Origin of the sequence: Pseudomonas sp. 008 (assembly GCF_016861935.1) — a bacterium.
Taxonomy (GTDB): domain Bacteria; phylum Pseudomonadota; class Gammaproteobacteria; order Pseudomonadales; family Pseudomonadaceae; genus Aquipseudomonas.
On sequence record NZ_BOMA01000002.1, the window covers coordinates 148,314 to 161,471 of the forward strand.

The window sequence follows — 13,158 nt, forward strand, 5'->3', positions numbered from 1 at the left end:
AGCCGCCGGCGCAACTCGGTTGTGTGCAGCTCTACGAGAAAAGACAGGTACTGCACGGACATGTTTCAGGACTGCCCGGCGCGCAAGGCGCCGGGCAGATCAACCGCTCATATCACTTCTGTTTTTCCAGCTGGTGGTATTTGCCGTCCTTGTCCCACTTGTAAACCACGTAGTCGGAGACTTTCAGGTCGCCCTTGCTGTCCCAGGTCTTCTCGCCCATGACGGTCTTGACCGGGTTGGCTTTCAGCCATTTGGCAGCGTCTTCGCCCTTGTTGGATTTGGCGCCATTGAACGCCGCGGCCAGGGTCTGGACCGAAGCGTAGGCGTACAGGGTGTAGCCTTCAGGTTCGGTGCCGGCCTTGCGGAAGGCGTCTACCACGGTCTTGCTGTCTGGCAGCAGACGTGGGTCGGCGCCGAAGGTCATCAGTACGCCATCAACGTTCTGTGGGCCACCGGCGGTGGTCACCAGTTCGTCAGTCACGATGCCGTCATCGGACATGAACTTGACGTCTTTGAGGCCCTGTTCACGCAGTTGCCGAACCAGTGGACCGGCTTCCGGGTGCAAGCCGCCGAAGTAGACCACGTCGGCACCGGCCGCACGGATCTTGGTGACGACGGCACTGAAGTCTTTCTCGCCGCGAGTCAGGCCTTCATACAGCACTGGCGTTACGCCGCGCTTGATCAGTTGAGCCTTGGTGGCATCTGCCAAGCCTTGGCCATAGGTGTCCTTGTCGTGCAGCACGGCGACTTTCTTGCCCTTGAGCACGTCGACGATATAGTCGCCAGCCACGATACCTTGCTGGTCGTCACGCCCGCACATGCGGAACATGGCACTCAGGCCGCGCTCGGTCACCTTGGGGTTGGTGGAACCTGGGGTGATCGTGATGATGCCGGCTTCGTCGTAGATCTCGGAGGCAGGGATGGTCGACGAGGAGCAGAAGTGACCTACCACACCAACGACTTTCTTTTCAGTCAGGTCTTTGGCGACCGTCACAGCCTGCTTCGGCTCGCAGGCGTCATCGCCTTTGACCAGTACGATTTTTTCCCCGTTGACACCGCCGGCGGCGTTGACCGCATCGGCGGCTGCCTGCGCACCCTTCATGTACTGCTCGCCAAATGCCGCGTTGGCGCCTGTCATCGGACCCGCCACACCGATTTTCACATCAGCCTGTGCAAACGCAGAAACACCCAACGCAGCTGCCACTGCGAGGGCCAGAAAGCCTTTCTTGTAAAACGTCTGGGACATGAGGTGGTGCTCCAAGGTTTTTTTTAGTTGGCACTGCGACTTCACTGAATGCTCAGAGCAAGGGCCGTGCCATCAGTTTTTTATTCTGAAAAAAGTCGCTGCTTTCTTGTTATTTCGACTGTTTCGATCCCATTTTCATTGGGCGTGCAACCGTCTAAACCGCGGGAGGTGAAACCATCCATTTCAAAAGGCGCAACCCGCCTCCGCCATCATTGCAACCGCAGCGCCAAACGATGTGCAACCTACCTGTAACAGCCCGCGTCACCGAACTGCACACTGCCGGTGCACAACTGCTACAACCCGCACCATTACAGGCTAGCCGCTTCGCTGAAAAGCGCCGCTTCCAGCAACATATTTCAACAATCAGATCACGATCCGCAGGCACTGGCCCGCGTGATACAGCGAAAAACCGGCCTCATACAGGCAGCTTCGCAACCCCACACCCGCCAATGGCTGCATGGGTGCGAAGGGAATCGGCAGGGCTTGAGGATTTCCGTTACACAAGTAGTCGGCGAAGGCTTTGCCGACCACTGTGCCGGTGGTCACGCCTCGACCGTTGTAACCAGTAACGGCCACCAGACCCGGTGCCGGCTCGAACAGGCGCATCAAATGATCGGGGGTGAAGGCGATGCAACCGGTCCAGGTGCATTCCCATTCCACCGGTTTCAGGTAGGGGAAGTAATGCTGCTGAACCCGATCGGCCCAGGCTTTGAGGAACCAGGTCGGTTTCTGGTTGCCATTGCCGAGGCTGCCGAGCAACAACCGCCCTTCGGCATCGCGACGGATGCTGCTGAGCACTTGCCGGGTGTCCCAGGAGCCCTGACCACCGGGCAGAATTTGCTGCGCGGCGTCTTCGGTCAGCGGCACCGATGCCACTTGATAGTAATAACCGGGGAAGAAGTTGCGGCGCAGTTCCGTCCAGTCGCCTTCGGTATAAGCATTGGAGGCGATCACCACCTGTTCGGCCAGCACCGAACCCTGGGCGGTCTGCACCGACCAGCGCTGACCCTGACGTTCGAGTCGGGTCACCGGGGAATGATCGAACAACTGACCGCCCAGGCCGATGGCCGCGTTGGCCAGCCCCGTGGTGTAGCCCATCGGGTTGATCGTGCCGGCACGCCGGTCGAGCAGCGCGGCGGCGATCTTTTTGGTGCCCGTGGCTTGTTCGCAGGCAGCTCTGGTCAACAACTCCACCGGTGCCCCGCGACGTTTCCATTGTTCTTCACGACTGCGCAGGTCCGCCTCGCCACGCGCGTTGTGCGCCATGTGCAACGTGCCTTCGCGGCGCAACTGACAATCGATGTTGTATTTGTCGACGAGGCTGAACACCAGCGACGGCGCCGCTCCGAGCATACGGTTGAGCTGACTGCCGACCGCCTGGCCAAAACCGGCTTCGATTTCGTCCGGAGGAATCCACATCCCGGCGTTGACCAGCCCGACGTTACGCCCCGAACCGCCATGGCCAGCACGATGCGCTTCCAGCACACAGACACTTTTGCCTTGCTCCAGCAGATGCACCGCCGCCGACAGCCCGGTGAAACCGGCACCGATGACGCAGACATCCACCGTCACCTCACCCTTGAGCGCCGCATTGTCGGGCCTTTGCGGCGTCAGTTTTTCCCACAGACACTCTTCGCGTAACGGCATTGCCAGACTCCGAAAATGAAACCTAACCAACACACCATCGATCGTTCCCACACAGAGCGTGGGAACGATCGATCAACAGCTTGTCGCTTGCTGCTTAATCGAACGTAATCCCCTGAGCCAACGGCAACTCCAGCGAATAGTTCACGGTGTTGGTCTGGCGGCGCATGTACCCGCGCCATGCATCGGAGCCCGACTCACGACCGCCGCCCGTTTCCTTCTCGCCGCCGAACGCGCCGCCGATTTCCGCGCCGCTCGGGCCGATGTTGACGTTGGCGATGCCGCAATCGCTGCCCACCGCCGACATGAACCGCTCGGCTTCACGCACGTCGGTGGTGAAGATGCACGACGACAGGCCTTGTGGCACGGCGTTGTTCAGGCGCAACGCCTCTTCAAAATCGGTGTAACCGATCACGTACAGAATTGGCGCGAAGGTTTCGTCGCGCACCACATCGCTCTGTTCCGGCATTTCGACAATGGCTGGCGAAACGTAGTAAGCGTTGGGGAATTTGTCTTCCAGCTGACGCTGGCCGCCAAACACCCGGCCGCCTTCGCTCAAGGCTTGCTCCAGCGCGTCCTGCATGTTGTCGAAGCTGTGCTTGTCGATCAGCGGCCCGATCAGGTTGCCTTCCAGTGGATGGCCGATGCGCACCTTGGAGTAAGCGGCTTTCAGGCGGGTGACGATTTCTTCCTTCACCGATTCGTGGGCAATCAGGCGACGCAAGGTGGTGCAACGCTGACCGGCAGTGCCGACGGCGCTGAACAGAATCGCCCGCACAGCCATGTCCAGATCGGCGCTTGGGCCAAGGATCATCGCGTTGTTACCGCCCAGTTCCAGAATGCTGCGGGCGAAGCGTGCGGCGATTTTCGGTGCCACTTCGCGGCCCATGCGGGTGCTGCCGGTGGCGCTGACCAGCGCGACACGCGGGTCATCGACCAAGGCTTCACCGGCATCGCGACCACCGATGATCACCTGGCTCAGGTGCGGTGGGGCGTCGCTGAAGTTCTTCAGGACACGGTCGAACAGTGCCTGACAGGCCAGCGCGGTCAGCGGGGTTTTCTCAGACGGTTTCCAGATCACCGGGTTGCCGCACACCAGCGCCAGCGTCGCGTTCCAGGCCCAGACGGCGACCGGGAAGTTAAACGCGCTGATCACGCCGACGATGCCCAGCGGGTGCCAGGTTTCGCGCATGTGGTGGCCAGGGCGCTCGGAGGCGATGGTCAAACCGTACAACTGACGGGACAGACCGACCGCGAAGTCGCAGATGTCGATCATTTCCTGAACTTCACCCAGGCCTTCCTGAGTGATCTTGCCGGCTTCCCAGGAAACCAGCTCACCGAGATCGGCCTTGTACTCGCGCAGGATGTCGCCCAATTGACGAACCAGTTCGCCACGGCGCGGCGCCGGCACCTTGCGCCACAATTCGAACGCATGATCTGCGCGACTGATGTGCTGCTCGACTTCAGCGGCGCCTTCCCAGTTCACGGCGGCAATCCGACTACCGTCGATGGGCGAATGCACCGGCACTTTGCCGTTCTGGTACAGGGCCGGGTTCACACCAAGACGATCAAGCAATGCGGCAACCATGGGTCACTCCTCGAGCAGAAACAGAAATCGTGCAGCCGGATTAATTCGACTGATCTGACCTGTAGTTTTAGCGCTCCCGAGGTTCTCCAACAAACGACGATTAAGCGAGATATCATTCCGTTTATTCATGCTGCGAATCTGCCGGTAACACGCGTGCCACGTAGAGAGACAAGAACAAGGAGAACCGATGCTGAATAAACGCTACTTGCCGTCGATCACTGCGCTGCAGTGTTTCGAGGCCGTGACCCGGCATTTGAGCTTCACCCGCGCCGCCGAAGAGCTGAACCTGACCCAGAGCGCCGTGAGCAAACAGGTCGCGCAACTCGAAGAGTTGTTGCAGCACCTGTTGTTCCGCCGGGTGCGCCGACGCCTGCAAATGACCCCCGCTGGCGATTTGTATTTGGTGGAGGTGCGAAAAATCCTCACCCAAGTCGAAATGTCGACCCATTACCTGCGTTCCTACGGCGGAGACACCGAAGTCTTGCGCGTCTCCACGCCTCCGACCTTCGGCGCGCGCTGGCTGGTGCCACGCTTGAAAGGCTGGCGCCTGCGTCATCCGTCAATCCATCTGGACCTGTGCAGCGAACAGGAAGCAGACGATCTGCTGCAAGGTCGCAGCGACCTGGCGTTCTACTTCGGCCAGGGCTCACGGCCCGGCACCGAATGCCTGAAGCTGTTCGGCGAAGAGCTTGTTCCTGTGTGCGCCCCGGGCAGTCTGCCGGACACGCCGTTCACCGATCCGACCCAACTCACCGACCTGGTCCTGCTGCAAAACGCTTCCCGGCCCCAGGCCTGGCACGATTGGTTCGACAGCCAGGGCTACCACACCGAACACAGCTACCACGGCCCGCGTTTCGAAACGTTCTACATGTGCATCCGCGCCGCCCAAGTCGGCTGTGGTGTGGCGCTGCTACCGAAGTTTCTGGTGGAAGAGGAATTGGCCGACGGCAAACTGGTCATTCCCTGGCAGCATGCAATGCCGAGCACTGACGCCTATTACCTGGCGTATCCGGAGCATTCGGCGGAAGTGCCCAAGGTGCGGGATTTTGTGAAGTGGATGCTGGAGCAGATGGACAATCCGAATACACCGCAAAGTTGAAATATCATGCAAAACTCTGTGGCGAGGGGGCTTGCCCCCGTTGGGTCGCGTAGCGACCCCAAAACCTGCAATCGCGGTCCCTCAGACAGATCATGCATGCGGAATTTACGACTGCTGCGCAGCCGAACGGGGGCAAGCCCCCTCGCCACAGAGATCTCTAGCGTCTAAAAAATTGCTGGCAATCCTCACCGCTGATATGCGCCACTAGCCCCATTCATTGAAACAGTTGCAACGTCGCTGCCACGGGCTGCGACCCGCCTGGAGACCCGTTATGAGCGAGAGTGTGTTTGCCGATCGCATCGTGCAGAACCTGCTCGACACCGACTTCTACAAACTGACGATGATGCAGGCGGTGCTGCACAACTACCCTAACGTGGAAGTCGAATGGGAGTTTCGTTGCCGTAACAGCGAGGATCTGCGCCCGTACCTGGCGGAGATCCGTTTCCAGATCGAGCGCCTGGCCGAGTTGAGCCTGAGTGCCGATCAGTTGAGCTTCCTGGAGCGCATCAGTTTCCTGAAACCGGATTTCCTGCGCTTTCTCGGTCTGTTCCGTTTCAATCTGCGCTATATCCACACCGGCATTGAAAACGGCGAGTTGTTCATCCGCCTGCGCGGGCCGTGGCTGCACGTGATTCTGTTCGAAGTGCCGTTGCTGGCCATGGTCAGCGAAGTGCGCAACCGCTATCGCTACCGGGAAATCGTCCTGGAACAGGCCCGTGAGCAGCTCTATCGCAAGTTCGACTGGCTGACCGCCAACGCCAGCAGCGATGAATTGTCCGAGTTGCAGGTAGCCGATTTCGGCACTCGCCGGCGCTTCTCGTACCGTGTGCAGGAAGAAGTGGTGAACGTGCTCAAGCACGACTTCCCCGGTCGCTTCGTCGGCACCAGCAACGTGCACCTGTCCCGCGAGCTGGATATGAAGCCGCTGGGCACCATGGCCCACGAATGGATCATGGCCCACCAGCAACTCGGCCCACGGCTGATCGACAGCCAGATCGCCGCCCTCGACTGCTGGGTCCGCGAGTACCGTGGCCTGCTGGGGATCGCCCTGACCGACTGCATCACTTCCGATGCGTTTCTCGGCGATTTCGACCTGTTCTTTGCCAAGCTCTTCGACGGCTTGCGTCACGACTCCGGTGACCCGGTGCTCTGGGCGGAAAAGGCCATCGCCCACTACCACAAGCTGGGCATCGACCCGATGAGCAAGACCCTGGTGTTTTCCGACAGCCTGACGCTGCCCAAGTCTCTGGAGATTTTTCGGGCGTTACGTGGTCGGATCAATGTCAGTTTCGGCATCGGCACTAACCTGACCTGTGACATTCCGGGTGTCGAACCGATGAGCATCGTGCTTAAAATGACCGCATGCAACGGCCAACCGGTGGCCAAGATTTCTGATGAGCCTGGCAAGACTCACTGCAAAGACCCGAATTTCGTCGCCTATTTGCGACACGTTTTCCAAGTACCTGCCACCCTTTCCAGTACATCAAGCAAGGAGTGAATTCATGCAAGCCGTACAGCGTGAGATTGCTGAACAGCTCAAGGTCCAACCGCCGTTCGTGGATCAACTCGCCCTTGAGGCTGAAGTCGCCCGGCGAATCACCTTCATTCAGGATTGCCTGGTCAATTCCGGGCTCAAGACCCTGGTGCTCGGTATCAGCGGCGGCGTCGATTCCCTGACCGCCGGCCTGCTGGCCCAACGCGCCATCCGTGAACTGCGTGAACGTACCGGCGATAACCGCTACAAGTTCATCGCCGTGCGCCTGCCGTACCAGACGCAGTTCGATGAACACGACGCCCAGGCCTCGGTGGACTTCATCGCCCCTGACGAACGCCACACGGTGAACATCGGCCCGGCAGTCAAATCCCTGGCCAGTGAAGTGGCAGCCTTCGAAGGCAAGGAGGCAGTCTCGGTGGATTTCGTATTGGGCAATACCAAGGCGCGGATGCGCATGGTCGCGCAATACACCATCGCCGGTGCGGCTCATGGCCTGGTGATCGGCACCGATCACGCGGCAGAAGCCGTGATGGGTTTCTTCACCAAGTTCGGTGACGGCGCCTGCGACCTCGCACCGCTGAGCGGCCTGGTGAAAAATCAGGTCCGGGCGATTGCCCGCAGCTTCGGCGCGCCGGAGTCGCTGGTGGAGAAAATCCCGACCGCCGACCTCGAAGACCTGTCGCCGGGCAAACCGGACGAAGCGTCCCACGGCGTGACCTACGCCGAGATCGACGCCTTCCTGCACGGCGAACCGGTGCGCGAGGAAGCGTTCAAGATCATTTGTGATACGTATAAGAAGACTCATCACAAGCGTGTGATGCCGTTCGCGCCTTGATTCTGTCCCCTGTAGAAATGAGCACAAAAAAAGCGTCCCGGGTGGACGCTTTTTTTATGCGTTTGAATCGATTACTTCAGTGTAACCGTGCCTTTCATCATCGAGATGTGGCCCGGGAACGAGCAGAAGAAGCCGTATTTTTCGGCTGCATTGAGCTTCGACACATCGATGGTCAGAGAGTCCTTTTCGCCAGCGCCGATGACTTTGGTGTGAGCGATGACACGGGTATCACCTTCTTTCAGGTAATTCTTGTCGATGCCAGCCGACAGGCCGTCGGTGGCGATCGGCTGCATGTCAGCCTCTTTGCTGATCACCAGGTTATGGCCCATGACGTTTTTCGGCAGGCTGCCGGAGTGGGTCAGTTCAACGGTGAAGGTCTTGCAGCTTTTGTCGATTTCAATGGCCTTGGTGTTGAAGGACATCTGATCGGTAGAGTCGATGGTCGTTTTGCACTCGGCAGCCATCAATTGGCTGCTGGCCAGTGTCAGCAGGGATACCGCAACAAGTTTGGCAAACATGGTGAATCTCCAAGGCAGGGTTAACAAAAGTGCGAATGGACAGAAGACTGCCTGAAATCTTCGCAAGTTCCTATGACCTGAATCAAAAATTGTATACAACTTTCGGGCTATGACCCCCATCGAAACAATCTACCAGCCAGACGTCTGGGACGGCCCTATCATCAGGGCCATCATTACTCACCTGGAGCGCCTGTCATGTCTTTCAGCAGCTTGTTGAGCAGTTTGTTGGCCGCCTACGCCTGTGGCGCCAGTGGCACTTACGAAACACCTGAACGCGCGGTTTAACCCTTGGAACGATACGAGCCTGCCTTTACTCTGTGGTCCTGATTGACCATGGAGCAAGGCATGTCTTTAACGTCCGTTTGTGTATTTTGCGGTGCCAGCACCGGCACCAATCCGGCTTATCGTGAGGCGGCTGTCGCCCTGGGGCGAGCATTGGCCGAGCGCAAGCTGACCCTGGTCTATGGCGGGGGCGCCGTCGGGCTGATGGGAATTGTGGCAGATGCCGCACTGGCGGCCGGCGGCGAAGTGATCGGGATCATTCCGCAGAGCCTCAAGGACAAGGAGATCGGCCACAGTGGCCTGACCCGCCTGGAAGTGGTCGACGGCATGCATGCGCGCAAGGCGCGAATGGCCGAGCTCAGCGATGCCTTCATTGCCCTGCCCGGCGGTCTGGGCACGCTGGAAGAGCTGTTCGAAGTCTGGACCTGGGGCCAGCTCGGTTATCACGGCAAACCGCTGGGTTTGCTGGAAGTGAACGGTTTCTACAGCAAGTTGACGTCTTTTCTCGATCATATCGTCGGCGAAGGCTTCGTTCGCGGGCAGCACCGTGACATGCTGCAAATGAGCGAATCACCGCAAACCCTGCTCGATGCACTGGACGCCTGGCAACCCTCGGTACCGCCAAAATGGACCGAGCAAAAACCCAGCTAACGGCTCGGTGCCGATACAGGGCAGAATATGCGCCGCTCAACCTCACCTTCGACCCCAGAGGATCGCCCATGGCTAAACCTAATTATTCCTTCGCCAAACGTCAGAGAGACTTGGCCAAGGAGCAGAAGAAAGAGGAAAAGCTTCAGCGCAAGAAAGCTACAGCTGAAGAAGAAGCAGCAGCACTGAACCCGGATGCAGAAGGTGAAGTGGCGGCAGAAGATGATGTTGAAGCACCGAAAGATCAGGCGCCCGACGCCTGAGACCCTCAGGGCCCGATGATCTGATCAGGCCCACCGGATCTGTGTCCAGGGTCAGCAACGATGTTGCTGGCCCTCACAGGCCAATTTGAAACCCTCCTCCAAAAAACACATTCCCGCATGGGGTCTGCGCTATTCCAATGGCATCACTGTCACCCGAACTTCGGGATCATGGCTGCCACCGCCCAGAATCACCCCGCGCAACGGCGACACATCGGAAAAGTCCCGGCCCCAGGCCAGGGTGATGTGCTCCAGCGCCGGTTGCACATTGTTGGTCGGGTCAAAATCCACCCAACCCAGCACCGGGCAAAACACCGACACCCACGCATGCGACGCATCGGCACCGATCAGCCGCGGCTGGCCCGGTGGGGGCTGTGTCAGCAGATAGCCGCTGATATACCGCGCCGCCAACCCACGGGAGCGCAGGCACGCGAGCATCAAATGCGCGAAGTCCTGGCAAACCCCACGACGCCTCTCCAGCACTTCCACCAACGGCGTCGCCACTTGGGTCGCCTCGGCGTCGAAGGTGAACTCGCTGAAGATCTTCTCCATCAACGCTTGAACACCCAGCAGCAATGGCCGGCCAGCAGGAAAGCAACTTTCGGAGAACTCGACGAAACTGCGTTTCAAATGCACGTAGGGCGATTCGAAGCGGTAACGGCAGGCTTCCAGCAACGCAGGCGAGAGTGGCTGACCGCTGTAGGTCAGCGCGTTGCAGGTCGCTTCCCAGGCCGGCGATTGATTGAAGTCCAGCGACGGCCGTTCCAGCACTTCGACGGTGAGCCGAGCGTTGACCAGCAATTCATCGTGGGGGCGCTCGAACGCCAACCGGGTCAGCGGATTGCCGAACACATCCAGCTCATCCCGGCGTGAAGTCGGCTGGGGACTGATCTGCAACTGCTGTTCGGTGCAGCGCTGCCAGGCACAGGCGCGCGGCCACAGATGCGCCAGTTGCTGGGCCAGGGACACCGGGCTGTCGTAGTGATAATGGGTGTCGTGGAAAATCTGGTAATGGGCACTCATCAGACGGACACCGTGCGCTGGCTGACATCATCGACATGGGCGAAATGGCGCAAGGCCAGGCGATCCGACACCTGTCCGCTGGCATCGGCGATCTCTTGCAGCAGATCCGCCAACCCCTCTACGGCGGCATGAACACTGGCCTCGCCGAACAGCGAGTTCTCCAGACAGCCCAGATCGAAGTGCGCCAACCGCTCCACCAACTGCAGCAGACCTGTTTCGCGCGGCGCGCCGAAGTCGTCATTCAAGCGCTTCAACGTACGGGTCACCAGTTTCAACTGGAACAGCACCGCGTGCGGGTTTTGTTCATCGAGCAGCAACAGGTCGAGCACCGGGATCAATTGCGCCACCGCCAGGTACCGCGAGCGGTAGGTGATGCTGCTGTTACCCAGTTCCAGCAGCCATTCCAGCCCGGCCTGATCGAAAGCCCCGGCACCGCGCAAAAACGCCGCCAGACTGCCGCTGAGAAATTGCAGCCGTTCGATCCGCCGACCGATCATCAGGAAACGCCAGCCTTCGTCCCGTGTCATGTCGTCGAGGGCAAAGCCGGACAGCGCCGCCAGCGACATTACCAACCGGTTGAGGAAGTCCAGCAACTCGCCGAAATCCGGCTCTTCGGTTTCCAGCTCCATGGCCTCGCGCTGCAACTCCACCAGCGCTTGCCAGTTCTCTCGCGAGAGCTTGCCGCGTACTTGCGACGCCGCCCACTGCAAACGCTGTAGATTGGAACGCAGGCTGAACGGCCAATCATCGCCGAGCAGCGCCGCCAGCAATCGTTCCGGCAACTCACCCTCCTCCGGCAACAGATTCAGGCGTTCACCGAGATCGACCGCCGCCTCCAGGGCTTGCGGGTCATCGCCATCGACATAGCGCGCGAGCATGACCCGCAGCAGCCGCGCGCTGTCATCGCAGCGCTCGCAATAACGGCCGAACCAGAACAGGTTCTCGACCACCCGCGATGGCAGATACGGATCACGACGTACCAGATCGTGAACGCCAATGTTGCGCTGGGCTTTCCATTGTTCGCCGCTGGGTGGGCGATCGCCCAACACCCAGGTGTCTTTGCTCGCGCCACCGCGTTGCATCGACACCGCTTCGGCATCGGCCTCGGCGGCAACCCGGGTCAAGCCACCGGGCAGCACTCGATAACCCTCCCGACTGGCCACCGCATACACGCGCATGCCGATGGCTCGCGGTTGCAACTGTCCGCCTTCGGCCTGCCAGATCGGCGCCTGGGACAGTTGCGCCAATTCTTGCGCAACATAGGCATAAGGCCGTGCCTGCATGCGCTCAGCCAGAGCCTGGCGCTGTTTTTCACTCAAATCACGCCCAAACACCGGTGCAAAGCTCTGCGACGGAAACGCCGGCTTGATCAACAGTTCCGGCAGTTTTTCCAGGGCCTGGGCCAGCACCGGCGCTTCGCCGCACCACCAAGTTGCGATGGACGGCAGGATCAACTCTTCACCGAACAGGAATTGATTGATTTTCGGCAGGAAGCCCAGCAAACCCGGCGACTCCAGCACACCGCTGCCGAGGGCGTTGGCCACCAGCACCCGGCCCTGACGCACCGCTTCGAGCAGCCCCGGCACGCCAAGGGCCGAGTCGGTGCGCAGCTCCAGCGGGTCGCAGAAATCATCGTCGAGCCGACGCATGATCGCGTGAACCCGGCGCAACCCGCTCAAGGTTTTCAGATAGACCGTGGCATCGCGCACGGTCAGATCACCGCCTTCCACCAGTGGATAACCGAGCTGACGAGCCAGGTACAAGTGCTCGAAATAGCTTTCGTTGAAACGCCCCGGTGTCAGCAGGACCACCAGCGGCGCTTCATCGTCGCTCGGCGCCTGCCGGGCGAGTGTTTCCTGAAGTGTGCGGAAGAACCCGGCCAGGTGCCGCACCTTCAAGTCGCGATACAACTCGGGGAAGGCCCGGGACACGATGGTGCGGTTTTCCAGGGCGTAACCGGCACCGGAGGGTGCTTGAGTCCGGTCGGCGGTCACCCACCAGCGACCGTCAGGCGTGCGCGCCAAATCCACGGCATACAGATGCAGAAAGGCCCCGTCGGGCGGTGCGATGCCCTGGCAAGGCCAGAGGAAGTTGTTATGACCGAACACCAGTTCAGCCGGCAGCAGGCCTTCGGCGATCAAGCGTTGAGGACCGTACAGGTCCGCCAGCACAGCATTGAGCAAACGCGCCCGTTGAGCGATCCCGGCCGAAAGCTGCTGCCACTCATCGGCTGCAATCACATGAGGCAACAAATCCAGCTCCCATGGCCGATCAGCGCCCTTGGGGTCGGCGTAGACGTTGTAGGTCACGCCGTTTTCCTGAATCTGTCGGGTCAGCAGCGCCTGACGCTGCACCAGTTGCGCTGGCGTGCTGCGTTGCAATTGATCGAACAGCCGCCGCCAGTGCGGGCGCACGGCGCCGCTGTTGTCGAGCAGTTCGTGATAGGTGCCCGCAGTCAACGGGTAGCGGTCAAGCAGGTCAGGCATGGAAAGCTCGGCAGACAGCAAAGAACGGTCAGAC

11 protein-coding genes are annotated in these 13,158 nt (G+C 60.1%); 5 read left to right on the forward strand and 6 right to left on the reverse strand.

From position 1 onward, the window contains the following. Positions 1-112: 112 nt before the first annotated feature. The 3 genes from JUI81_RS05325 to JUI81_RS05335 all read right to left on the reverse strand — a co-directional run bounded on the left by JUI81_RS05325 (position 113) and on the right by JUI81_RS05335 (position 4,478). Entirely contained in the window at positions 113-1,246 is a 1,134-nt protein-coding gene (locus tag JUI81_RS05325) for a branched-chain amino acid ABC transporter substrate-binding protein (protein ID WP_018928479.1), read from the reverse strand. A gap of 363 nt (positions 1,247-1,609) precedes the next feature. Then, a complete protein-coding gene (locus JUI81_RS05330) occupies positions 1,610-2,893 on the reverse strand; it encodes an FAD-binding oxidoreductase (protein WP_204123900.1) in 1,284 nt (427 codons plus the stop codon). Positions 2,894-2,987: 94 nt separating this feature from the next. Continuing rightward, a complete protein-coding gene (locus tag JUI81_RS05335; protein ID WP_019582218.1) occupies positions 2,988-4,478 on the reverse strand; it encodes an aldehyde dehydrogenase family protein in 1,491 nt (496 codons plus the stop codon). A gap of 187 nt (positions 4,479-4,665) precedes the next feature. Here JUI81_RS05335 and JUI81_RS05340 point away from each other — a divergent pair, with 187 nt between their 5' ends. From JUI81_RS05340 to nadE, 3 genes are all read left to right on the forward strand, one after another. Continuing rightward, positions 4,666-5,577 (forward strand): LysR family transcriptional regulator, encoded by a 912-nt coding sequence (locus JUI81_RS05340; RefSeq protein ID WP_007939046.1) that lies wholly within the window; start codon positions 4,666-4,668, stop codon positions 5,575-5,577. Between the two features lie 271 nt (positions 5,578-5,848). Further along, complete coding sequence (gene pncB / locus JUI81_RS05345; RefSeq protein WP_019582217.1) at positions 5,849-7,075, forward strand: nicotinate phosphoribosyltransferase; 1,227 nt, start codon at positions 5,849-5,851, stop codon at positions 7,073-7,075. A 4-nt stretch (positions 7,076-7,079) separates the two neighbouring features. Continuing rightward, the gene (gene nadE / locus JUI81_RS05350) at positions 7,080-7,907 is read left to right on the forward strand and encodes an ammonia-dependent NAD(+) synthetase (RefSeq protein WP_204123901.1); all 828 of its coding nucleotides are present in this window, start codon (positions 7,080-7,082) and stop codon (positions 7,905-7,907) included. Positions 7,908-7,978: 71 nt separating this feature from the next. On the opposite strand, the gene azu is transcribed toward nadE, so the two are convergent. Next, on the reverse strand, positions 7,979-8,425 hold the full coding sequence (gene azu / locus JUI81_RS05355) for an azurin (RefSeq protein WP_064616027.1): 447 nt from the start codon (positions 8,423-8,425) through the stop codon (positions 7,979-7,981). Positions 8,426-8,770: 345 nt separating this feature from the next. Between azu and JUI81_RS05360 the strand changes: the two genes are divergently transcribed. Further along, positions 8,771-9,358: a TIGR00730 family Rossman fold protein gene (locus tag JUI81_RS05360; RefSeq protein ID WP_018928486.1), complete on the forward strand. Its 588-nt coding sequence runs from the start codon at positions 8,771-8,773 to the stop codon at positions 9,356-9,358. A gap of 68 nt (positions 9,359-9,426) precedes the next feature. Then, positions 9,427-9,618, forward strand: a complete 192-nt coding sequence (locus tag JUI81_RS05365) for a hypothetical protein (RefSeq protein ID WP_018928487.1) — start codon at positions 9,427-9,429, stop codon at positions 9,616-9,618. A 129-nt stretch (positions 9,619-9,747) separates the two neighbouring features. Here JUI81_RS05365 and JUI81_RS05370 read toward each other — a convergent pair whose 3' ends face one another. Beyond that, positions 9,748-10,638 carry a transglutaminase family protein gene (locus JUI81_RS05370; protein ID WP_019582213.1) on the reverse strand — a complete coding sequence of 297 codons (891 nt, stop codon included), beginning with the start codon at positions 10,636-10,638 and terminating at the stop codon, positions 9,748-9,750. Next, positions 10,638-13,124: a circularly permuted type 2 ATP-grasp protein gene (locus tag JUI81_RS05375; protein WP_204123902.1), complete on the reverse strand. Its 2,487-nt coding sequence runs from the start codon at positions 13,122-13,124 to the stop codon at positions 10,638-10,640. Before JUI81_RS05375 ends, JUI81_RS05370 begins: the two co-directional genes overlap by 1 nt. Positions 13,125-13,158 lie beyond the last annotated feature (34 nt).

What these genes read in the sequence shown, in the direction of transcription:
- JUI81_RS05325 (WP_018928479.1), bottom strand. Translation starts at nt 1,246, where the DNA reads ATGTCCCAGACGTTTTACAAGAAAGGCTTTCTGGCCCTCGCAGTGGCA.
- JUI81_RS05330 (WP_204123900.1), bottom strand. Translation starts at nt 2,893, where the DNA reads ATGCCGTTACGCGAAGAGTGTCTGTGGGAAAAACTGACGCCGCAAAGG.
- JUI81_RS05335 (WP_019582218.1), bottom strand. Translation starts at nt 4,478, where the DNA reads ATGGTTGCCGCATTGCTTGATCGTCTTGGTGTGAACCCGGCCCTGTAC.
- JUI81_RS05340 (WP_007939046.1), top strand. Translation starts at nt 4,666, where the DNA reads ATGCTGAATAAACGCTACTTGCCGTCGATCACTGCGCTGCAGTGTTTC.
- pncB (WP_019582217.1), top strand. Translation starts at nt 5,849, where the DNA reads ATGAGCGAGAGTGTGTTTGCCGATCGCATCGTGCAGAACCTGCTCGAC.
- nadE (WP_204123901.1), top strand. Translation starts at nt 7,080, where the DNA reads ATGCAAGCCGTACAGCGTGAGATTGCTGAACAGCTCAAGGTCCAACCG.
- azu (WP_064616027.1), bottom strand. Translation starts at nt 8,425, where the DNA reads ATGTTTGCCAAACTTGTTGCGGTATCCCTGCTGACACTGGCCAGCAGC.
- JUI81_RS05360 (WP_018928486.1), top strand. Translation starts at nt 8,771, where the DNA reads ATGTCTTTAACGTCCGTTTGTGTATTTTGCGGTGCCAGCACCGGCACC.
- JUI81_RS05365 (WP_018928487.1), top strand. Translation starts at nt 9,427, where the DNA reads ATGGCTAAACCTAATTATTCCTTCGCCAAACGTCAGAGAGACTTGGCC.
- JUI81_RS05370 (WP_019582213.1), bottom strand. Translation starts at nt 10,638, where the DNA reads ATGAGTGCCCATTACCAGATTTTCCACGACACCCATTATCACTACGAC.
- JUI81_RS05375 (WP_204123902.1), bottom strand. Translation starts at nt 13,124, where the DNA reads ATGCCTGACCTGCTTGACCGCTACCCGTTGACTGCGGGCACCTATCAC.